Source organism: Pseudomonas sp. MYb327 (genome assembly GCF_040438925.1).
Lineage (GTDB): Bacteria > Pseudomonadota > Gammaproteobacteria > Pseudomonadales > Pseudomonadaceae > Aquipseudomonas.
The window spans coordinates 3781060-3803044 of record NZ_CP159258.1 but is presented as its reverse complement, the minus strand read 5'-3'; the positions used below and the strand labels follow the sequence as shown (position 1 = coordinate 3803044).

Genomic DNA, 21985 nt, shown 5'->3' with positions numbered 1-21985 from the left:
CATCAACCTCGGCTAGGCTCAGCAGGTTTATTTCCAAGAGCTCCTACCATGGCCAGAGGCTTGTCGCTGTTTTTCCTGATACTGCTCAGCCTCACGGCCCACGCCGAAAACTGGCCTGCCGAACAATGGCAAACCGACCCGGTCGACACCGGTCCAGCGCTTCAAGCTCTGGAAAGCTACGTCTTCCCACCCCGCAACGACGCCACCCGCCAAGGCATCCGCACCGACGCCTTGCTGGTCATCCGCGATGGTCGGTTGATCTACGAGCGCTATGCCGGGCCGACCACCGCTGAAACCCCGCACCTCACCTGGTCCATAAGCAAAAGCCTGATGGCTACGGTCCTCGGCGTGGCGTATGGCGAAGGTTTGTTCAAGCTTCAGGATCCAGTGGCCAAATTCTACCCGCCCCTGAAAAAACACGCCGACATGACCATGGCCGACCTGCTGCACTGGGCCTCCGGTCTCCACTGGCAGGAAGACTACGAATACGCGCCGCTTAAATCCTCGGTGGTGGCCATGCTTTACACCCGTGGTCACTCGGACATGGCCGCGTTCACTGCCGATCACGACACCTACGCTGCACCAGGCCAGGCGTTTCGCTATTCCAGCGGTGACAGCAATCTGTTGTCCGCCGCACTGAAAACCCTCGTCGGGCAGGATCGCTACGCGGACTATCCGTGGACTGCGCTGTTCGAACCCCTGGGCATTCGCCGGGCGACCTGGGAAACCGACGCCACGGGGACTTTCGTCGCCTCGTCCTATGCCTACCTCAGTGCTCGGGATCTGGCACGCATCGGTCTGTTGATGGCGCGGGATGGTCGCTGGGGCGATAAACAACTGCTGCCCAAAGACTGGGTTGCCTTCAATCGCGAACCCTTCGCCCACTATCGTGCCCATCAGGATGATGCGGTGCCCGGCGGTCACTGGTGGCTCAATCGTGCTGTAGATAGCGCCGCGCAACCCTGGCCCGATGCGCCCGTCGATACCTTTGCGGCACTGGGTCATTGGGGTCAGGCGATGTATGTGATCCCCAGTGAAAAACTGGTGATCGTGCGCTACGGCGATGATCGCGACGGCAGCTACCGGCACAACCAATTGCTCAAGCTCGCGCTCAGGGCCTTTGCCGGGAAGGTGCAGCCATGAGCGGTTTCATCAGGCGACGACCGATTCGCTCACTGTTGCTGATCCTGCTGATCGCCTTGCTCGGCTGGATCTGGCACGAGCGTTCGGCGCTTTGGGCGTTCCCCGACATCATCAGCGCCTACACCGCCAAGGAATATTGCTCGTGCCGGTATGTGATGAACAACGACGCCGAGTATTGCCGTGGCTACGTGAAGCAATGGTTGCCCGCCAGTGGGTTTACCGACGACAGCGCCAGCAAGCGGATCACCGTCAGCGGCATGGGCCGCAGTAATAGCGCCGTTTGGATCGGCGAGCGCCAGGGCTGCCGCCTGAACCCGGACCTGTAGGAGCCAGCTTGCTGGCGATAGCCGTGTGTCAGTCGACATCCATATTGATAGGTACACCGCCATCGCCAGCAAGCCGGCTCCTAAAGGAGATTGCGGGGTGTCAGTCGACATTCCTTTAAGCCGGCCCCTATGGTTCCACACCGTGGAACCATATTCGATTGTCCTCGCGCGCGACTCGCGGTTATCTGGCGGTGAGCGCGATTGGCCTTGATGTGTCGCGCTCTCCACAAAAGACCAACAAACAAAAAGAACGGGAATTCACCCGGCCCGAGGACAATCGTCATGACCCGACATCAGCACATTCTCGCCTGGCTCAGCGACGTCGCCAGCGATCTGCACGCCACTCGCCAGGACATCCACGCCCACCCGGAACTCGGCTTCGAGGAAAACCGCACCTCGGCGCTGGTGGCCAAATCCCTCAAAGCGTGGGGTTACGACGTGCACACCGGCATCGGCAAGACCGGTGTGGTCGGCGTTCTGCGCAACGGCAGCAGCCTGCGCAAACTGGGGATACGCGCGGACATGGACGCGCTGCCGATCATCGAAAATACCGGCGCCGCTTACAGCAGCCAGCATCAGGGCTGCATGCACGCCTGTGGGCACGACGGTCACACCACCATGTTGCTGGGGGCCGCGCGTTACCTGGCGGCGACCCGTCAGTTCGACGGCACCCTGACCTTGATTTTCCAGCCTGCCGAAGAGGGCCAGGGCGGCGCCGAAGCGATGCTCGCCGATGGCTTGCTCGAACGTTTTCCCTGCGACGCGTTGTTCGGCATGCATAACATGCCGGGCCTGCCGGCCGGGCACCTGGGCTTTCGCGAAGGGCCGATGATGGCTTCGCAGGATTTGCTCACCGTCACCATCGAAGGCGTCGGCGGTCACGGTTCAATGCCGCATCTAGCGGTCGATCCGCTGGTGGCGGCGGCCAGCGTGGTCATGGCGTTGCAAACCGTGGTCGCGCGCAACATCGATGCGCAGCAGGCCGCGGTGGTAACGGTCGGTGCATTGCAGGCCGGGGAGGCGGCCAATGTCATCCCGCAGCAGGCAATCCTGCGCCTTAGCCTGCGCGCATTGAACGCTCAGGTGCGTGAGCAAACCCTCGACCGCGTGCGCGCAATCATCGAATCCCAGGCCCAGAGTTTCGGTTGCACGTCGCGCATCGAGCACCGTCCGGCCTACCCGGTGCTGGTCAACCATGCCGCCGAAACCGAGTTCGCCCGACAGGTTGGCGTCGAGTTGGTGGGCGCCGACGCAGTGGACGGCAACACCCCAAAACTGATGGGCAGCGAAGACTTCGCCTGGATGCTGCAACGCTGCCCCGGCGCTTACCTGTTCATCGGCAACGGCGTGTCGCGGCCGATGGTGCACAACCCCGCGTATGACTTCAACGACGACATCCTCCTGACCGGCGCGGCGTACTGGGGCGCGCTGACCGAGAGCTGGCTCAAGCCGGCCTGATCTCCTCACTTTCTACTGCCGCTGGACCGGGCGCGCGCTGTCGTGCCCGTCATTACCCAACAGGTTTCTGGAGAGTTGCCCATGCAGACTTCGAGCACAGGCGTTTCGCGTACCCGGCAAGTGGTCGCCGCCGTTATCGGCAATGCGCTGGAATGGTATGACTTCATCGTTTACGGCTTTCTGGCGAGCATCATCGCCCGGCAATTTTTCCCGTCCGAGGACGAATACGCGTCACTGCTGATGGCCTTGGCGACCTTCGGCGTCGGCTTCTTCATGCGCCCGGTGGGCGGCATTTTGCTGGGCATGTATTCGGACCGAAAAGGCCGGAAAGCGGCGATGCAGATGATCATCCGCTTGATGACCGTGTCCATCGCGCTGATTGCCTTTGCGCCGAACTACGCCGCCATCGGCATGGGCGCGCCGTTGTTGATCGTGGTTGCACGCATGCTCCAGGGCTTCGCTACGGGCGGCGAGTACGCCAGCGCCACGGCATTTCTTGTGGAAAGTGCACCGGCGCATCGCAAGGGTTTGTACGGTTCGTGGCAACTGGTCGGGCAGTGCCTGGCGGTGTTTGCCGGGGCGGGGATGGTGGCGCTGTTTACGCACCTGCTGACACCCGAGGCGCTGGACAGCTGGGGCTGGCGGATTCCGTTCATGATCGGCTTGCTGATCGGCCCGGTGGGCTTGTGGATTCGCAAACACATGGAAGAGCCGGAAGAGTTTCTTGAAGCGCGCAAACAGGCCAAAGGCGAGAGCCCGGGTCTGCTGCAAGTGATCCGCGAACATCGCCGCGCCATTCTGGTGTCGATGGGCCTGGCATGCGGCGCGACCGTGTCGTTCTACGTGGTGCTGGTCAACATGCCGACTTTCGCCCACAAGAATCTGGGGCTGCCGCTGGACCAGGTGCTGCTGGTGCAAATGCTCGCGGTGGCGGTGATGACGGTGGTGATTCCGTTGTCGGGCGCGCTGTCGGATCGCCTGGGCCGACGGCCGGTATTGATGGCCTTCACCCTGGCGTTTTTCCTGATGGTCTATCCGCTGTATGTGTGGGTCGCGGCAGCGCCGTCTATCGAGCGTTTGCTGGTGATGCAACTGCTGCTGTGCAGTTCGATTGGCGGCTTTTTTGGCCCCGCACCGACGGCGCTGGCCGAGCAGTTTCCGATTGAAGTGCGCTCTACCGGCGTGTCGGTGGCCTATAACGTGGCGGTCATGGTATTCGGCGGTTTCGCCCCGTTGATCGTGACCTGGCTGAGCAAGGTTCTGGCCACGCCGGTGGCGCCATCGTTCTACGTATTGTTCGCTTGCCTGCTGACGTTATTGGGCACTTACTGCATGCAGGAAGCACCACGGGCAAAGCGATCTGTCGAACTTAACCTTGGGGTGAAACCTTGAGCATGAATCCGATTGTTGAAATGGACGCCGATGCGTTGTCGCGGGCCATCCATGCGCGCAAGGTGTCCTGCCGCGAAGTGATGCAGGCGTATCTGGCGCAGATCGAACGCTTCAACCCGCAGGTCAATGCGCTGGTATCCCTGCGCCCGGCCGAAGAATTGCTGATCGAAGCCGACGCCTGCGACCGACAACTGGGCCAGGGCCAGTCCCGTGGCTGGATGCACGGCATGCCGCAAGCGGTGAAAGACCTGGCCGCGACCGCGGGTTTACGCACGACGATGGGCTCGCCGCTGTTCGCCGAGCAAGTGCCGCAGCACGACGCGATCAGCGTGGCGCGGGTGCGTGAGTGCGGCGCGATCATCATCGGCAAGAGCAACGTGCCGGAATTCGGCCTCGGTTCGCAGACTTACAACAGCGTGTTCGGCACCACCACCAATGCCTACGATCCGTCCTTGGTCGCCGGTGGCAGCAGTGGCGGGGCGGCGGTGGCGCTGGCGTTGCGCATGTTGCCGGTGGCCGATGGCAGCGACATGATGGGCTCGCTGCGCAACCCGGCGGCATTCAACAACGTGTTCGGGTTTCGTCCGTCCCAGGGCCGCGTGCCTCACGGACCGCAGCCGGAGGTGTTCGTCCAGCAACTGGCCACCGAAGGGCCGATGGGCCGCACTGTCACCGATGTCGCCCGCTTGCTCGGCACCCAGGCCGGTTACGACCCGCGCGTGCCGCTGTCGCTGACTCAAGACCCGGAGATTTTCCATCAGTCGCTGACGCAGGATTTCAGCGAGGTCCGCGTGGGCTGGCTGGGCGACTACAACGGTTACCTGCCAATGGACCCAGGCGTGATGAGCCTGTGCGAGTCGGCGCTGCAGGACTTCGCGGCACTGGGCTGCAAGGTCGAAGCCTGTCAGCCGGATTTCTCCATGGAACGCCTCTGGCAAACCTGGTTGACGCATCGCCACTGGCTTGTGCAAGGCAGCCTCGGAGCGTTGTATGCCGATCCGAAAAAACGCGAGCAACTCAAACCCGAAGCCCAATGGGAAATCGAGGGCGGGGTGCGATTGACGGCGGCGGATGTCTACCAGGCTTCGCTCAGCCGCAGCGAGTGGTACCGCGCTTTGGGCGAGTTGTTCGAGCGTTACGATTTCCTGCTGCTGCCGACCGCCCAAGTGTTCCCTTTTGATGCACACACCCCTTGGCCGCGCGTCGTCGGCGGGCAAAGCATGGACACCTATCACCGCTGGATGGAAGTGGTCATCGGGCCGACCCTGGCCGGTCTGCCGAGCATGAACGTGCCGGTGGGGTTCAACCCGGCGGGACTGCCCATGGGCCTGCAAATCATTGGTCCGGCCCAGGCGGATCGCGCGGTGTTGCAACTGGCTTATGCCCATGAACAATTGACCCAATGGGTCAAACGCCGGCCGCCCGGCTGTCTGCAAAATGTTTGAGCGCGCCGGACGGGCGCGCATTTTGCTGTACTTTGACGGTCATCCATTTCGGGCACAGGGAGATCGAATACATGGACAGCAAGGCAGAAACCGGCAGCGTACGTTCGGTCGAGCGTGCCCTGGCGATCGTCGAATTGCTGGGCGAACATCAGGCGCTGGGTCTGGAGGAATTGCATTACCTGACCAGCCTGCCCAAAGCCACGGTGTCGCGCATGTTGCTGACCTTGCAGGAGCAGGGCTGGATCTATCGCGGCTTGAGCGACCGGCGTTACCGATTGTGCGCCAAGCGCTTGTTTGGCGACAGCCAGCAGCGCTTCAAACGGCGCCTGGTGGAAAACGCCGCGCCGCTGTTGCTGGAGCTGAGCGAGCGCACCGGGTTGGTGGTCGACCTGTCGTGCTTCGACGGTGAACGGATCGAGGTCATGGAAAGTGCCATTCCTTCAGTGCTGCGCAAGCGTTATCCGAACAACTGTCAGATCGTCGGTCAGCACGCCAGCCTGTTTCATTCGGCGATGGGCCGGGCCTGCCTCGGTGAGCTGGAAAGTCAAGAAGTAGAGCGTCTGGCCAGTCGTGAACGGCTCAATGACGAAACCCTGTTCAACACCACGGAACAGGCGTTGCACCAAGGTTTCGGCCAGCGCACTGAAGGCTACTGGGAATACCCGGTGCGTTTGCCATTCCTGATTCGCGCGGTGGCCTTGCCGATCCGCACCGACGGCCGACTGGTCGGCAGCATGGCGCTGCACTGGCCGATGGATCAGGCGCCGGTGGAGCGGGTGCTGAGCCTGCACCTCAACAGCCTGGCCACGACCATTGGGGATGTGCAGCAGGCAATGGCGTAATTCAGTGAGTGGCTGATTCTTAGTGGCGAGGGAGCTTGCTCCCGCTCTGCGCAGCAGCCGCAAAACCGTTGCATGCGGTCAACCTGAAACACTCGGACCTCCGTTTTCGGGAGCGCTTCGCACTCCAGCGGGAGCAAGCTCTCTCGCCACAAAGCTCGGTGCACACGATCAGGCCGCTTGCATTGTTCTGAAGGGCAGTTAAGGTTCAGCACAGGTTTATCTGCCCCAACGAGTCTCTATGTTCCAGCGGTCCATCATCCAAACCCTCACCGTCCTGCTCTTGGCTGGCGCTTCGCTGTCGGCCCAGGCGGATTGGTATCTGGACGGCGAGTCCTCGCGGCTGTCGTTCGTCAGCACCAAAAACGCCAATGTTTCCGAAGTGCAGCGCTTTCTGGTGTTGCACGGCAAAGTCGATCCCAACGGCAAAGCCGAAGTGGAGGTCGAGCTGGACTCGATCAACAGCGGCATTCCGTTGCGCGACGAACGCATGCGCAAGGAGCTGTTCGAGATCCAGACCTTTCCCGAAGCGCTGGTGACCACGCAGATCGATCTGCGCCCTATCAACGACCTCGCCCCCGGTGCGCAACTGGAACTGCGCCTGCCGCTGACCGTCAACCTGCACGGCAAGCAACGCACCTACGACGCCGAACTGCTGGCCACCCGTCTGGATGACCGGCGTTTCCAGGTGGTGACCCTGGAGCCCGTGGTGATCAATGCCGAAGACTTCGACCTGGCGCCCGGCCTCGAAACGCTGCGCAAGGTCGCTGGTCTGTCGGCCATCAGTCTGTCGGTGCCGGTGGGTGCGGTGCTGATTTTCACGGCGCGCTGACATGGCCGGTGCAATTTTTCCCTGGCGTGAAGGCAACAGCTTCGAACTGCTGATCGACGGTCCGCAGTTTTTCCCGCGCATGCTGGTGGCGATTGCCCGCGCTGAAGAACAGGTCGAACTGGAGTTGTACCTGGTAGAGGCGGGCGCCTGCGCCGAAGCCATGGTTCAGGCGTTGGTCCAGGCTGCCGAGCGCGGCGTGCGGGTGCGCTGCCTGTTCGATGATTACGGCAGCCTCGCCTTCACTCTGGCGCTGCGACAGCGTTTGATGGCGGCAGGGGTCGAGCTGCGTTTCTACAATCGCCTGAGCTGGCGGCGCTGGGTCGGCAACTTCTATCGTGATCACCGCAAGTTGTTGCTGGTGGACCAGAGCATGGCGGTCGTGGGCGGCACCGGTGTCACCGACGAATTCTGGACACCGGGCGAAGACGTCAGCGAGTGGCACGAAGTGATGGTGGAAATCACCGGTCCACTGGTGCTCGACTGGCAGCTATTGTTCGACCGCCAATGGATTGCCAACCGCCATCGCCGGGCCTGGAAACCCGCCTCGCATTTCGGCCTGCCGCGTCTACCCCGCGTGCCGTCCACGGGCGAGGGCATGGGCCGCGTCGCCTATGCCGACGCCCGCCAGCACCGAGACATTCTACAATCGCTGATCCGCGCCTTGAACAGCGGTCACAAGCGTATCTGGCTGGCGACCCCGTATTTCCTGCCGACCTGGAAAGTCCGCCGCTCACTGCGCCGGGCCGCTGCCCGCGGTGTCGACGTGCGCCTGCTGCTGACCGGGCCGCGCACCGATCACCCGTCCGTGCGTTACGCCGGACATCGCTACTACCCGCGCCTGCTCAAGTCCGGGGTGAAGATATTCGAATACCAGCCGTGTTTCCTGCACCTGAAAATGGTGCTGATCGATGACTGGGTAAGCATCGGCTCGTGTAATTTCGATCACTGGAATTTGCGCTTCAACCTGGAAGCCAACCTCGAAGCGCTGGACCCCGGACTGACCCGGGACGTGGTGGCGAGTTTCGAGAATGACTTCGCCCAGAGCCAGGAGGTCAGCCTGGAGGCATGGCAACGCCGACCGCTGTGGCGGCGGGTCAAGCAGCGGGTGTGGGGATGGGTGGACCGGTTGGTGGTGAATCTGCTGGATCGACGGGGTTGATCCAAAAATCCTGAACACCACAAACCACTGTAGGAGCTGGCTTGCCAGCGATGAGGCCACAACATTCAACATCTTCGCCGGATGTTACGCGATGCCTTTGTAGGAGCTGGCTTGCCAGCGATGAGGCCATAACATCCAGCATCTTCGTTGAATGTTAAACCGTCATCGCTGGCAAGCCAGCTCCTACAGAGGTACGCGGTGTGTCGGGTTACAACAACTCAAAACTCTGCTGCGTCACGTCCTGGGAATCCAGGCCGATCTGCACGTTGAACTTGCCCGGTTCCGCCGCGTATTTGAGCTGGGTGTTGTAGAACTTCAGGTCGTCCTCGGTGATGGTGAAGTGCACGACTTTCTGTTCGCCGGCCTTGAGCATCACTTTCTGGAAGTTCTTCAGTTCCTTCAGCGGACGGATCATCGAGCCGGTCACGTCTTGGATGTACAGCTGCACCACGGTTTCGCCATCCCGCTTGCCGGTATTTTTCACCGTGACGCTGGCGTCGAGCTTGCCGGTCTTGTTCAGCGTGGTCGACGACAGGGCCATGTCGCTCAGGCTGAAATCGGTGTAGCTCAAACCGAAACCAAACGGGAACAGCGGGCCGGTGGTGTCATCGAAATATTGCGAGGTGTAATTGCCCGGTTTGCCCGGCGTGAACGGCCGGCCAATGCTCAGGTGGTTGTAGTAGGTCGGAATCTGGCCTACCGAGCGCGGGAAAGTGATCGGCAGTTTGCCCGACGGGTTGTAGTCGCCGAACAGCACGTCAGCAATGGCGTTGCCACCTTCCGTGCCGCTGAACCAGGTTTCCAGGATCGCGTCGGCCTGTTCCTTCTCTTCGAGGATCGACAGCGGACGGCCGTTCATCAACACCAGCACCAGCGGTTTGCCGGTGGCTTTCAAGGCGCGGATCAGCTCACGCTGGTTTTGCGGGATGTTCAGATCGGTACGGCTCGACGATTCGTGGGACATGCCTCGGGATTCGCCGACAGCGGCAACCACAACGTCAGCATCCTTGGCAGCTTTCACCGCTTCGTCGATCAAGACGTTCGCCGGACGCGGATCATCCACCACTTCCGGGGCATCGAAGTTGAGGAAGTTCAGGTAGTCGAGGACTTTCTTGTCGCTGGTGATGTTGGCGCCACGGGCGTAGATCAGCGTCGATTGCGCGCCGAGGGCGGTGGTCATGCCGTCGAACAGGGTCACCGATTGCGCCGGTTTACCGGCGGCGGCCCAGCTGCCCATCATGTCGATCGGCGCCTTGGCCAATGGACCGACCAAGGCGATTTTCGCGGTTTTCTTCAGCGGCAGGGTTTCGTTCTGGTTTTTCAGCAACACCAGGCTGCGACGGGCGACATCGCGCGCTTCGGTGCGGTGCAGGCGGCTGTCGGCATAGGTGTCGGCCGGATCATCCTCAGCCTTGCCGATACGCAGGTACGGGTCCTTGAACAGACCCATGTCGTACTTGGCGTCGAGCACCGCACGCACGGCGTTGTCGATGTCGCTTTGCTGGATGTCGCCGGACTTCAGCAAACCCGGCAGTTCTTTGCCGTACAGGGTGTCGTTCATGCTCATGTGGATGCCGGCCTTGATCGCCAGCTTCGCGGCTTCACGGCCATCGCGTGCGACGCCGTGTTTGATCAGCTCGAAAATCGCTCCGTGGTCACTGACCGCCAGGCCCTTGAAGCCCCATTCCTTGCGCAACAGGTCGTTCATCAGCCAGGTGTTGGCGGTGGCCGGCACGCCGTTGATCGAGTTCAGCGCCACCATTACCCCACCAGCGCCGGCGTCAATCGCGGCGCGGTACGGCGGCAGGTAGTCCTGGTACATCTTGACCGGGCTCATGTCGACCACGTTGTAGTCGCGACCGCCCTCGACAGCGCCGTACAGGGCGAAGTGCTTGACGCTGGCCATGATGCTGTCGGCCGCATTGGCGCCAGCACCCTGGAATGCCTTGACCATCACGCCGGCAATCCGCGACACCAGGTAGGTATCTTCGCCGAAGCCTTCTGAGGTGCGGCCCCAACGCGGGTCGCGGGAGATGTCGACCATCGGCGCAAAGGTGATGTCGAGGCTGTCGGACGCGGCTTCCTTGGCCGCGATGCGCCCGGACAGGCCGATGGCGTCCATGTCCCAGCTCGACGCCAGGGCCAGCGGGATCGGGAAAATGGTGCGGTGGCCGTGGATCACGTCGTAGGCGAAGAACATCGGGATCTTCAGGCGGCTGCGCATGGCCGCATCCTGCATCGGACGGTTTTCCGGGCGCGTGATCGAGTTGAACGTACCGCCGATGTTGCCGGCCGCGATTTCCTTGCGGATCAGCTCCCGGGGCATTTCCGGGCCAATGCTGATCAGGCGCAACTGGCCGATTTTTTCATCGAGGGTCATTTGCTTCATCAGGTTGCTGACGAAGGCGTCCTTGTTCTCCAGAGGTGCGGGCGTCGTGGCGGCCAATACGTTATGACTGGCCAGGCTGACGAGCAAGCCCAGCAAACACAGCTTCTTCATGAATAGTTTTCTCAAGGGCCCAAACGGCGATGCACACGCCGGCCAGCCAAAATTTAGGGAGCGACTATTGTTGTTCGGGTAGCGGTTCAAAAAATGCCGGATGCGGTTTTTTGCGCAGGGCATCTTTTAGCCCATTTGCCCTGACGCAATCCAGTGCCGCGCCGATTATGCCCGAAGAGCCGGCCGAGAGGGTCGCCGGTTGTTTTTTCCATGAAATGTGAAGGGAGCATCACTCTGATGAATGTAAGACAGTCCTATCGGTCGAGCCTGCAAGTCGCCACATTGCTCGTACTGGCCATGTTGCTGACCGCTTGCGGCATCAATAACATCCCGACGCTCGATGAACAGGCCAAGGCGGCCTGGGGGCAGGTGCAGAACCAGTATCAGCGGCGTGCCGACCTGATTCCCAACCTGGTGGAAACCGTCAAGGGCTATGCCGCCCATGAAAAAGAAACCCTGACTGCGGTGATCGAGGCCCGGGCCAAAGCCACCTCGATCCAGGTCGACGCCTCCACCCTGGATAACCCGGAAAAGCTCAAGCAGTACCAACAGGCCCAGGATCAGCTCAGTGGCGCCTTGAGTCGTTTGATGGTGGTGTCCGAACGTTATCCGGACCTGAAGGCCAATCAGAATTTCCTCGCCCTGCAGTCGCAACTGGAAGGCACCGAAAATCGCATCAGCGTTGCCCGGCGCGATTTCATCCTCGCGGTGCAGAAGTACAACACCGAGATCCGTACGTTCCCCGGTCGCCTGTGGCACAGCGTGATGTACAGCAACCTGCCGGTTCGCGAAACCTTCGAAGCCACGCCGGGCTCGGAAAAGCCGCCTGAGGTCAAGTTCTGAATGAGCACCCGTGAGTCTGTAAATGTGCGAACGAGGTAGCCAATGCGAGCGTTGAAAACGGGCCTGATGCTGTGGCTCTGGGTGTTTGCCCTGGCGGCCCAGGCCGAATTGAGTTTTCCCCAGCTGACCGGGCGGGTGGTGGATAACGCCCAGATGATCGAGCCCGCAGTGCGCGAGCAACTGACGCAACAGCTCCAGGCCCATGAAAAAACCACCGGCGAGCAACTGGTGGTGGTCACTCTCGCGGACTTGCAGGGCACCGACATTGCCGACTTCGGCTATCAACTGGGGCGCTACTGGGGCATCGGACAGAAGGACAAGAACAACGGTGCCCTGTTGATCGTCGCGCGCGATGAGCGCAAATTGCGCATCGAAGTCGGCTATGGCCTGGAAGATCGCCTGACCGATGCGCAGAGTTCGGTGATCATCAATCAGGTGATCACTCCGGCGTTCAAGGCTGGCAACTTCAGCAAAGGCATCAGCGACGGTGTCGCGGCGATGTTGGTGGTGCTGGGCGGAAATCCCTTGGATGAACCGTCCACGGTGTTTGACTCCGGCGGCAATCAGGAAAACGATTTCGTCTCGCGACATCCGGGGTTGTTCGTGTTTTTGGTGATGTTGTTCATCCTGACGATTTTCATTTGCCAGATGCTCGGCATCCTGCCTAGCGGCGGGGGCGGTGGTCGCGGCAGCTCGGGCGGCGGATTCGGCGGTGGAGGTTTTGGTGGCGGCGGTGGCGGGGGGTTCAGCGGTGGCGGTGGCAGTTTCGGGGGCGGTGGTTCGTCGGGCGGCTGGTGAGAAAACAATAATGAATGGGCGTTTTTAAGACATGGCATTACTGACTGAACACGAACAACGCAAAGTCGCCGAGGCAATTGCCCGGGTCGAGCGCGACACCGACGCCGAGCTGGTGACCGTGCTCGCCGCCCGCGCCGACGACTACGCGTACATCCCGCTGCTGTGGGCCAGCCTGCTGGCGCTGGTGGTGCCGGGCATCGTGCATTACCTGACAGGCTGGCTGACCATGCACAGCCTGCTGCTGGTGCAATGGATCACCTTCATCGTCCTGTGCCTGCTGTTCCGGGTGCCCAAAATCACCACCCACCTGATCCCGCGTTCGGTGCGGCATTGGCGCGCTTCCAACCTGGCACGTCGGCAGTTCCTGGAGCAAAACCTGCATCACACGGTGGGCAGCACCGGCATGCTGATCTTCGTCTCGGAAGCCGAGCGATATGTGGAAATTCTGGTGGATGAGGGCATCTCCAGCCGTCTCGACAACAAGAATTGGGACGCGATTGTCGCCGCATTCACCCAACAGGTGCGGCAGGGGCAGACGTTGCAGGGCTTTGTTAGCTGCGTCGAGGCGTGCGGCGAGTTGCTCAAGGTGCATGTGCCGGTGACCCATGTGCGCAATGAGTTGCCGAATCGCTTGGTGGTACTCGGCTGACGTTCACCCACTTCAACTCCCTCGCCACAGAATCTTTGCCGTTCGGGAAATTAGCCGTGCCGTCGCACGGCATCCCCCCTAAAATACCCGCCATTCCCCGATTCGCCCCGCCTTGAGGCCGTTTTTTCCATGTCTGTCACCGCCACTCCCGCCAGCCTCGCGCCGGACCATCACGCGCAGTTCATCGACCTGCTGCAAACCAGCCTTGAGCAAAACGCCTTTATCAAACTGGTGCTGGCCAAGTACGTCGGCGATGAAGCAGATCTGCAGCGGATCATCATCAAACCGGTGACGGTCAAGACGCAGCCTTGCCTTTCGTTCGTCTATCGCTACAAAACCCGCGACATCACCAAAAACCTGCCGCTGGCCGAAGGCGTGGCGAACATTGCCGAACTGCTGCCTGCCTCGTTCAAAAATGCGCATTTGCTGGCACTGACTGACGAGGCGCAGCTCGAATACAGCAAAAAGGGCAAGAGTTCGCTGTTCAAGAGCAAGCCCCAGCAATTGCGCGAAGTGCCGTCCGCCGAGCACAACCGTGAAAAAAACCGCTTTCTCGACCTGAGCCGGCCGTTCCTTGCCGACCTTGGTGTGACTAACAGCAAGCACGAGTTGATCCCGGCGATGTCGCGCAAGTGGAAGCAGATCAACAAGTTCATTGAAGTCTTCAGCCATGCGCTGACGTCATCGCCGCTGGCGCTGGACAAACCGGTGCGCGTCGCGGACTTCGGTTCGGGCAAGGGTTACCTGACCTTCGCCATCCACGACTACCTGCGCAATACACTTAACGCCGAAGGCGAAGTCACCGGCGTCGAGCTGCGTGAAGACATGGTCACCCTGTGCAATGCCGCGGCGGCCAAGCTTGAACATCCGGGGCTGGTGTTCAAGTGTGGTGACGTGCGCAGTGTGGCGCCGAGCGAGCTGGACGTGATGATCGCGCTGCACGCCTGCGACATCGCCACCGACTATGCGATTCACACCGGCATTCGTTCCGGCGCGTCGATCATCATGTGCTCGCCGTGCTGTCACAAACAGATCCGCCTGCAAATCCAGAGCCCGGCGCTGCTCAAGCCGATGCTGCAATACGGATTGCACCTGGGCCAGCAGGCGGAAATGGTTACTGACAGTTTGCGTGCGCTGTTCCTTGAAGCCTGCGGGTACGAGACCAAGGTGTTCGAGTTCATCTCACTGGACCACACCAACAAGAACAAGATGATCCTGGCGGTCAAGCGCGCCGAGCCGATTGATCCGGCACAGCTGTTGGGCAAGATTCAAGAGCTGAAGGATTTCTACCAGATCACCGAGCATTGCCTCGAAACGCTGCTGCGGGCCGACGGTTACCTTTGAGCCCTTGTAGGAGCCCGCTTGCTGGCGATGGCGATCTTGAGGACGCCATCGCCGGCAAGCCTGCTCCTGAAGGGGTTACGCGGTCGCAATGCGCGCGGGTTTGACTGCGGTCTTGCGCCCCAGCATCACCGTCACGATCACCCCGGCCGCAAACAGCCAGGTAATCGGCTCCACATGCTCACCGAAAAACAACGCCGAAAACGCGATGGTGAAGAAAATCTGCAGCAACTGGATCTGACTGACCCGCGCAATCCCGCCCATCGCCAGCCCGGCATACCAGGCGAAGAAGCCAATGAACTGCGAAAACAGCGAGACGTAACCAAACGCCCACCAGGTCCGGGCTGAAATTTCGCCCTGATGTTGCAGCGCCAGGTACACCACCGGGCCGATCAGCAGCGGCGTCGACAACACCAGTGCCCAGCAGATCACTTGCCAGCCGCCCATCTCCTTGGCCAACCGGCCACCTTCGGCGTAGCCCAAACCGCCCACGGCAATCGCCCCGAGCATCAACAAATCACCCGCCTGAATGCTGCCGGCACCGCTGATCAGCGCATACCCGAGCACCAACGCACTGCCCAGCGCGGCGCAGGCCCAGAAGGCTTTCGACGGGCGTTCATGGGATAACCAGGCGGCGTACAACGCCACGCACAGCGGTTGCAGGCCGTTAACCAGCGCGCCATGGGAAGCGGGCAAGGTTTGCATGGCCCAGGCTGATAACACCGGGAAACCGAGGATCACCCCGGCGATTACCAGGCTCAGGCCTTTGATTTGTTGCCACGTCGGCCACTTTTCACGCCGCCACAGCAACAGCAACGCTGCCGGAACGGCTGCGAACAGCGCACGGCCCAGGCCGTTGAGCAATGGATGAAGTTCCTGCACGACGATCCGCGTGAAGGGCAGGGTGAGGCTGAAGATAACGACGCCGAGCAGGCCCAGGGCCATGCCGGTGTTTTCGCGAGAAGACATGATGACAACCAGAATCTTGGGAGGTGGGGTGCTTTCATCTAGCCATAAATGGCGGGTTTCGCGCTGTTACAGCTAGGCGCAGAGTTATCCGTACAGTTTGAGGTCGCCATCGCGAGCAGGCTCGCTCCCACAGGGAAATGCATTCCGCTGTAGGACCGAGCCTGCTCGCGATGAACGATTACACGGTAGTAGCTGGTTATTACCCACCCCAGCGGATTAGGACTACCTTGAATACTCCTGCATGCCCACGTTTCCCAGAGGAGTTCTCCCCATGGCGGCTAAAAAAATTCTGATGTTGGTCGGCGATTATGTCGAAGACTACGAAGTGATGGTGCCGTTTCAGGCGCTGCTGATGGTCGGTCATACGGTGCACGCCGTCTGCCCGGACAAATCCGCTGGCCAAACCGTGCGCACGGCGATTCATGACTTCGAAGGCGACCAGACCTACAGCGAGAAGCCTGGTCACCTGTTTGCCCTGAACTTCGATTTTTCCAAGGTCAAAGCAGCAGATTACGACGCGGTGCTGATCCCCGGCGGTCGTGCCCCGGAGTACTTGCGCCTGAACGAAAAAGTCCTGGAACTGGTGCGGGACTTCGACAAGGCCGGCAAGCCGATCGCCGCCGTCTGCCACGGAGCGCAATTGCTCGCGGCGGCGGGAATTCTCGAAGGGCGCGAGTGCAGCGCGTACCCGGCCTGTGCGCCAGAGGTGCGCCTGGCTGGCGGCACGTTCATCGATATCCCGGTGACGGAAGGTCACGTTCAAGGCAATCTGGCCACCGCGCCAGCCTGGCCCGCCCACCCGAACTGGCTCGCCGGTTTCCTCGGGTTGCTGGGCACCAAAATCACGCTGTAACAAGGGGATCTGCCCATGTGCGAGCTGTACGTCAAAGCCGATCCGATTCTTTACGAATCGCGCTCCCGCTCTCTGCGCATCTGTGGGGTCGTCACCACGTTGCGCCTGGAGAATCAGTTCTGGGACATCCTCAGCGAAATCGCCGAGGTCGACGGCATGACCACCAATCAGTTGATCGCCAAGCTATATGAAGAGGTGATGGACTACCGTGGCGAGGTGGTGAATTTCGCTTCGTTCTTGCGGGTGAGTTGCACGCGGTATCTGAGTCAGCGGCGGGTGGCCTCTCCGGAATTGTCGGTGGTGAAGCGTTCAGTCAAGTAGGTTTGCGGCGTGCTTACTGGCCCTATCGCCAGCCTGCTGGCGATAGGGCCAGTTCAGGCGACAAAAACAGCAGGCTGGTCTTTACTCTGAAGCGCGCAACCTCTCAATCGCCAAGGAGAAAGAGCATGTCCGGATGGTTCGAAGTGAGCAAAAGCATCAACGGTCAATTCAAGTTTGTGCTGAAAGCAGCGAACGCTGAAACCATTCTGACCAGCGAGCTATACGCCACCCGCGCCGCGGCCGACAAAGGCATCGCGTCGGTGCAGGCCAACAGCCCGCTGGACGAGCGCTACGAGAAGAAAACCACCAAGGATGGCCATCCTTATTTCAATCTCAAGGCCGGTAACCACGAAATTATCGGCAGCAGCGAAGCCTATTCCTCTGAGTCTGCGTTGGAGAAAGGCATCGCCAGCGTCAAGGCGAACGGGCCGACCAAAGTGATCAAGGACAAGACCTTGCCGGTGCTCTGACGCCCTGTGTGGGAGCTTTTGTGGAAAGGGAGCTTGTCGGAACGCCGCACCGTCCCGCTCGACTGCTCAGCAGTGGTAAAACCTGCCAACGGATTTCCCCTGAAGAATGCAGGGGGCTGCTTCGCAGCCCAGCGGGAGCAAGCTCCCTCGCCACAGTCAGGTGTTCGCCTCAGACCTCGACCGGAACAGTCAGCTTCGGGCTACCCAACGCATGGGTTTTCGAATCAAAAAACCGCAACTCCACGCCCGTCCCCTCAAACACCTTCGCGTAATGCCGCTTCTGATGCTGGATGAACGCCTTGCTGCGCGGATAAATCGAGATCGCCAGCACCTTCGGTTTCGCCTGTCGCAAGGCGTGCACGATGTGACTGTCTTGCTCGCCCAGCGCATGCCCAAAAATGCACAAGCCGTCGCCATGACCCAGTAGCTGGTCGTAGCAAAACGACAGGTAATCCGAGCTGCGAATGGTCCTGAGCTTGTCCGCACTTGGCCCTTCGTTGACGAACAGCGGCACGTCGTCGAGGGTCTTGATCGTGTTGTTGATGGCGAAAGTGCCCAGCAACGTTCCCTCGGTCGCCATGAGTTTGCGTGCCGTGCCGTCCTGATTGCGCACCAGGTGCAGGCCACCGTGCAGGTACAGCAAGCGGGTCTTGTCCGTGGCGGTGGCGCTCAGGTCGAAGCCGGGTTCGGCACCTTGGAACAAATCGCTGATGGTGTCCGGTTGGTGCTGGACCGCCCAGTAGCTGAGCAGGTCGTAATTGGTGGTGAACACCGTGCGGTAACGGTTCAGCTCCTGATTGATCGTTGCCAGGGTCGAGGCCTGGACCAGTCGCCACGGGATGTGCACCGCGTGCACGGTGTTGATCAACGCTTCCTTGATCGCGTAGTAACGGTTGCGCGGTGCGGCGGAGCTGACAGCCAAGGCTTTGTTGACCCGGCTGGTGGTTTTCAGCGAGCTCAGCACTTGTTCGAAGCTGCGGGTTTGCAGCGCCTCGAACACGCTCAGCTCTGATTGGCTCAGTGGTTTTTCTTCGACGGTGCGAGCATTTTCGAACAGTGAGTCGTAGCCGAAATCGTCCCACACCGCGCGGCTGGCGCCGTTGCCCACCAGCAAGCCGCCGAACACAGCGCTTGTGCGCAAGGCGGCCCAGTCTTCAAGTTGGGCATCGACATCCTGGAAATCGGTCATTGCGTTGTTCGACTCACGGCAAAAAGGGGCTGATGAGCGGCGACTTTATCACGCTCGGGTGGGAAGCCTGGTCAGCATCACGCAGATCATCGCCCCCAAGGCCAGCAAGGTGCAGAGCAGCGACAAGGGCCATGCCTGCGCACTGGCAATGAAACTGGCAATCGCGCCGATGGCGGCAGCCATCAGTTGATGGATGAAGCCGCTTAGCGCCATCGGATAGGCACCGCCGATAGGCGCGCCATCGTTGGCCAAAGACAGGCTGATGGGATAGTTGAGTGACTGGCCGAGCACGGCAAAGCAATAAGGCAACCAGAACAGAAGCGCTATGGAGGTGGTCGCTATGCTCCCCAGCAACATCACGGCGGTTCCGGCCAGCACCAGTCCGACACCCACTGTCATAAGCCAAAGTCGACCAGTGCGAAGTACCAGGCCGTTGACCCCCAGCGCCCCCAGAAAGTACGCCGCGCTGATGGGCCATCCCAACAATCCGTACTCTACGGGTGACCAGTTGAACGGTCCTTGCAGAATCACCGGTGCAGCAGTGTTGAAGGCAATGATTACCCCGTAGCCCAAGCCCCCGGCCAGCGCCGGCAACAGAAAGTCCCGATGGCGAAGAATCTGCCAGTAGCTGGGCCATGTTGCTGACCGGGCATTTTCCTCCACGCGGGTCGCAAAAGTGATCCGCGCCACGACCACCGCCATCGCGAGACTGACGCCTCCCAACAAGTAGAAAATTGCCGGCCAGCCCAATGCCACTTGAATGATCGACCCCAGGTACTGGCCGATACCCAGTGCCACCACAAAGGAAATCGATAGCCAGGACAACGCCCTGGCCAGCAGGTCACCGCTGAAGCTGTCGCGGATCAACACCCGGGCCATCACCGAAATGCCGCTGGCCCCGATTCCCTGAAACAGGCGCAGGACCAGAAAAGACTCCAGTGTCGAGCCCAGGGGCAACGCGAGATTTCCCAGACCGTAAATACCCAATGCCGCCAGCAACACCGGTTTGCGGCCTATACGCTGGGCCAGGCTGCCCCAGAACAACATTGGCAGGGCCATGCCGATCAGGTACACCGCCAACCCCCATGAAACCAGCGAAGCGTCGACCGTCAGTTCACGCGCAATGTTGGGCAAGGCCGGCAGGTAGATGCTCATGCCCAATTGAGCGAGAAACACTGTGCTGCAGGTGACGAGGAGGGTGGTGGTGCTCTTCATTGAATCGTCCTTGGGATCAGCGGCAGACTTCCCGACCGTGAGCCTGCAGCAGCTCGGCGATGAGTCCACAAAAATGGCGAATCAGCATGGGTTCCATATCGGCCCGCAGGGTGATTCTGATGGCGGCGTTACCTTGCGCAACCACCGGAAAGAAAACAGCTGAAGTGAAGAAACCGAGATCGGCCAGTTTAATGGCAATACGGTTCGCCAACGTCGCTTGCCCGCAGGGAACCAACCGAATTGCCATGTTGCTTTGGTGCTGGTCGGTTTGTATGAGGCTGTCAAAGAGCTGGATGTTGGCCTGAAGCTTTTCCTGCATCGCGATAAATTCTTGCGTGCGATGCAAGACGATAGAGGCTCTGCCCGCGCCAATGGCCGCACTGTTCAGACTTTGTGACCAATTACTTGGGCCGCCGTAGCGCTGAATCAGCTTCTTTTGTCGTTCACTGCCCAGCATTACCACACCACCGCTGGCACCAAAAGATTTCGCCAACGATGCAACGATCAGGCAGTTATCGTCCAACGACTCGAGCCTGGGACGTACCAGACCAACGCCGAATTTACCTATGGCGGACAGCGCATGGGAATCGTCCATGTAGAGAAACAGCCCGTAGCGGTTCTTCAAATACAAGAGACTGTCCAGGTCCGCGATGCTCCCCATGCTGTAGGCACCATCGGCGACGTACGCAACTGTCGGGTGTTGTCGGCATTGCTTCTCCAGAAAATCCATGTCGTTGTGCGGGCAGGTCACAACCTTGGTTTCATCGGCACAAGCGGCCTTGAGATGGTTCATCGAGTAGTGCGCCATCCGGTCAAAGACCATCCCTGAAGCAGGGCAGGGTGATGATCCAGACCCAGATAGGACGTAGTACAGAAGTGATGAAACGCACGTCCGTATTGGTCAACCATTCGGTTCGCGCTCTTGATCTCGACATTGAGCCCGGCGATCTTTCCGGCTTCGGCGGTTTCCCAGTCATGATCTGCCAGCGAGATCAGTTTTCGATAGTTGGTGAAGGTATTTGCCGCAAATGCTGTCTGGTCCATTGGGATGAATCCGTCCTTGAGTGATGTAAGTATCCGTGTGTATTTCCAGACTTTACGAGGCGCGTGCAGGACTTTGAATCGGCTGATTCCGGTACGCTTGAGTGTTACGAGAGATTTATGTGTAGGGCGTTGCCTGGTGATGTTGTGGTCCATTTGCTTTGGCAGCCCAGGCTTGAATAGGGCTATCCTGCCGATTCAGATGAACGCCAAGCCCTCGAGCCCCCCATGCTGCAAAAAAGCCTGATCCGCCGCCTCGACCTCATCACCCTGCAACTGTTTGTCGCCGTCCACGAAGAGGGCACGCTGACCCGGGCCGCTGCGCGAGAAGCGATTGCCGTGTCGGCAGCGAGCAAGCGTCTGATGGAGCTGGAGGAAGCGCTGGGCATCGGTCTGTTCGTGCGTCAGGCCAAGGGCATGACCCTGACCCCCGCCGGTGAAACCTTGCTGCACCACGCCCGGCAGATGCTGTTCAACGTGGAGAAAATGGGCCTGGAACTGGGCGAGCACAGCCACGGTGTGCGCGGCTATGTGCGGATGCTCGCCAACCTGTCGGCGATCATCCAGTTCCTGCCGGAAGACCTGCGGGACTTCTCCGAACAACATCCCCAGGTCAAGACCGACCTCGAAGAACGACCTAGCGCCGGCGTGATTCAGGGGGTGCTGGACGGGGTCGCCGACCTCGGGATCTGCTCCGTCGACAGCGACGTCAAAGGGCTGCGCAGCGTGTTGTATCGCCAGGACAAACTGGTGGTGCTGATGCCGCCGCATCATCCGTTGGCCAACCGTTCGAACGTCGCTTTCGCCGATACCCTGGACAGCGATTACGTAGGGCTGCACGCCGCCAGTTCGATCAATATGCGCACCCACGCCGCCGCGCGTGAGGCCGGCAAGGTGTTGCGCGTGCGGATTCATGTGCCGGGGTTCGATGCCATGTGCCGGATGGTTCAGGCCAATATGGGGATTGGTGTCCTGCCGCAGCGGGCCTATGAATTGTTTGGTCGGGCGCTGGGACTGACGGCGGTGCCGCTGACCGACGACTGGTCGGATCGCGCCTTAATTGTGGTCGTGCGTGATGAGGCGTTGCTGTCGCCGGTGAGCCGGATGCTGTTTGAGCATTTGCGTGGGGCAACCTGAAGGTTTTTTGGCTGTCTGGACTGGCCTCTTCGCTGGCAAGCCAGCTCCTACAAGGATCGGCGGCG

Annotated in this window: 20 protein-coding genes and 1 pseudogene; 16 read left to right on the top strand and 5 right to left on the bottom strand. The window is 60.6% G+C overall.

Features of this window, described 5'->3' with window-relative positions; translation table 11 throughout:
• The first annotated feature begins 48 nt into the window (after positions 1 to 48).
• The 8 genes from ABVN21_RS17180 (at position 49) to ABVN21_RS17145 (ending at position 8594) form a co-directional block, all read left to right on the top strand.
• On the top strand, positions 49 to 1143 hold the full coding sequence (locus tag ABVN21_RS17180) for a serine hydrolase (RefSeq protein ID WP_339554096.1): 1095 nt from the start codon (positions 49 to 51) through the stop codon (positions 1141 to 1143).
• A complete protein-coding gene (locus ABVN21_RS17175; RefSeq protein ID WP_339554097.1) occupies positions 1140 to 1469 on the top strand; it encodes an amidase in 330 nt (109 codons plus the stop codon). Before ABVN21_RS17180 ends, ABVN21_RS17175 begins: the two co-directional genes overlap by 4 nt.
• A gap of 282 nt (positions 1470 to 1751) precedes the next feature.
• Positions 1752 to 2927 (top strand): M20 aminoacylase family protein, encoded by a 1176-nt coding sequence (locus tag ABVN21_RS17170; protein WP_339554098.1) that lies wholly within the window; start codon positions 1752 to 1754, stop codon positions 2925 to 2927.
• An 81-nt stretch (positions 2928 to 3008) separates the two neighbouring features.
• Complete coding sequence (locus ABVN21_RS17165) at positions 3009 to 4319, top strand: citrate-proton symporter (protein ID WP_339554099.1); 1311 nt, start codon at positions 3009 to 3011, stop codon at positions 4317 to 4319.
• Positions 4320 to 4321: 2 nt separating this feature from the next.
• Positions 4322 to 5764, top strand: coding sequence for an amidase (locus ABVN21_RS17160; RefSeq protein WP_339554100.1), 1443 nt, complete (start codon positions 4322 to 4324; stop codon positions 5762 to 5764).
• A gap of 71 nt (positions 5765 to 5835) precedes the next feature.
• Positions 5836 to 6606, top strand: coding sequence for an IclR family transcriptional regulator (locus ABVN21_RS17155; protein ID WP_339554101.1), 771 nt, complete (start codon positions 5836 to 5838; stop codon positions 6604 to 6606).
• Between the two features lie 238 nt (positions 6607 to 6844).
• A complete protein-coding gene (locus ABVN21_RS17150; RefSeq protein WP_339554102.1) occupies positions 6845 to 7435 on the top strand; it encodes a YceI family protein in 591 nt (196 codons plus the stop codon).
• A gap of 1 nt (position 7436) precedes the next feature.
• Positions 7437 to 8594 carry a phosphatidylserine/phosphatidylglycerophosphate/cardiolipin synthase family protein gene (locus ABVN21_RS17145; protein ID WP_339554103.1) on the top strand — a complete coding sequence of 386 codons (1158 nt, stop codon included), beginning with the start codon at positions 7437 to 7439 and terminating at the stop codon, positions 8592 to 8594.
• 208 nt (positions 8595 to 8802) lie between these two features.
• Here ABVN21_RS17145 and bglX read toward each other — a convergent pair whose 3' ends face one another.
• On the bottom strand, positions 8803 to 11094 hold the full coding sequence (gene bglX / locus ABVN21_RS17140) for a beta-glucosidase BglX (RefSeq protein WP_339554104.1): 2292 nt from the start codon (positions 11092 to 11094) through the stop codon (positions 8803 to 8805).
• Between the two features lie 237 nt (positions 11095 to 11331).
• Between bglX and ABVN21_RS17135 the strand changes: the two genes are divergently transcribed.
• The 4 genes from ABVN21_RS17135 (at position 11332) to ABVN21_RS17120 (ending at position 14728) form a co-directional block, all read left to right on the top strand.
• Positions 11332 to 11937: a LemA family protein gene (locus ABVN21_RS17135; RefSeq protein ID WP_339554105.1), complete on the top strand. Its 606-nt coding sequence runs from the start codon at positions 11332 to 11334 to the stop codon at positions 11935 to 11937.
• A gap of 42 nt (positions 11938 to 11979) precedes the next feature.
• Positions 11980 to 12735 carry a TPM domain-containing protein gene (locus tag ABVN21_RS17130; RefSeq protein ID WP_339554106.1) on the top strand — a complete coding sequence of 252 codons (756 nt, stop codon included), beginning with the start codon at positions 11980 to 11982 and terminating at the stop codon, positions 12733 to 12735.
• Between the two features lie 31 nt (positions 12736 to 12766).
• Positions 12767 to 13384 carry a TPM domain-containing protein gene (locus ABVN21_RS17125; RefSeq protein WP_339554107.1) on the top strand — a complete coding sequence of 206 codons (618 nt, stop codon included), beginning with the start codon at positions 12767 to 12769 and terminating at the stop codon, positions 13382 to 13384.
• A gap of 129 nt (positions 13385 to 13513) precedes the next feature.
• Positions 13514 to 14728, top strand: coding sequence for an SAM-dependent methyltransferase (locus ABVN21_RS17120; protein WP_339554108.1), 1215 nt, complete (start codon positions 13514 to 13516; stop codon positions 14726 to 14728).
• A gap of 75 nt (positions 14729 to 14803) precedes the next feature.
• Here ABVN21_RS17120 and ABVN21_RS17115 read toward each other — a convergent pair whose 3' ends face one another.
• Complete coding sequence (locus ABVN21_RS17115; protein WP_339554109.1) at positions 14804 to 15694, bottom strand: DMT family transporter; 891 nt, start codon at positions 15692 to 15694, stop codon at positions 14804 to 14806.
• Between the two features lie 271 nt (positions 15695 to 15965).
• On the opposite strand from ABVN21_RS17115, the gene ABVN21_RS17110 reads away from it, so the two are divergent.
• The 3 genes from ABVN21_RS17110 to ABVN21_RS17100 all read left to right on the top strand — a co-directional run bounded on the left by ABVN21_RS17110 (position 15966) and on the right by ABVN21_RS17100 (position 17338).
• A complete protein-coding gene (locus ABVN21_RS17110) occupies positions 15966 to 16547 on the top strand; it encodes a DJ-1/PfpI family protein (protein WP_339554110.1) in 582 nt (193 codons plus the stop codon).
• 15 nt (positions 16548 to 16562) lie between these two features.
• Positions 16563 to 16868 (top strand): ribbon-helix-helix domain-containing protein, encoded by a 306-nt coding sequence (locus ABVN21_RS17105; RefSeq protein WP_150705160.1) that lies wholly within the window; start codon positions 16563 to 16565, stop codon positions 16866 to 16868.
• 125 nt (positions 16869 to 16993) lie between these two features.
• Entirely contained in the window at positions 16994 to 17338 is a 345-nt protein-coding gene (locus tag ABVN21_RS17100) for a YegP family protein (RefSeq protein ID WP_339554111.1), read from the top strand.
• A 169-nt stretch (positions 17339 to 17507) separates the two neighbouring features.
• Here the strand turns inward: ABVN21_RS17100 and ABVN21_RS17095 are convergent, their stop codons facing one another.
• The 3 genes and pseudogenes from ABVN21_RS17095 to ABVN21_RS17085 all read right to left on the bottom strand — a co-directional run bounded on the left by ABVN21_RS17095 (position 17508) and on the right by ABVN21_RS17085 (position 20786).
• Complete coding sequence (locus ABVN21_RS17095; RefSeq protein ID WP_339554112.1) at positions 17508 to 18527, bottom strand: DUF4917 family protein; 1020 nt, start codon at positions 18525 to 18527, stop codon at positions 17508 to 17510.
• Positions 18528 to 18575: 48 nt separating this feature from the next.
• The gene (locus tag ABVN21_RS17090) at positions 18576 to 19742 is read right to left on the bottom strand and encodes an MFS transporter (protein WP_339554113.1); all 1167 of its coding nucleotides are present in this window, start codon (positions 19740 to 19742) and stop codon (positions 18576 to 18578) included.
• Positions 19743 to 19758: 16 nt separating this feature from the next.
• Positions 19759 to 20786 (bottom strand): annotated as a pseudogene (locus ABVN21_RS17085) (aminotransferase class I/II-fold pyridoxal phosphate-dependent enzyme).
• A 225-nt stretch (positions 20787 to 21011) separates the two neighbouring features.
• Between ABVN21_RS17085 and ABVN21_RS17080 the strand changes: the two are divergent.
• The gene (locus ABVN21_RS17080; protein ID WP_339554114.1) at positions 21012 to 21920 is read left to right on the top strand and encodes a LysR family transcriptional regulator; all 909 of its coding nucleotides are present in this window, start codon (positions 21012 to 21014) and stop codon (positions 21918 to 21920) included.
• The last annotated feature ends 65 nt before the right edge of the window (positions 21921 to 21985 follow it).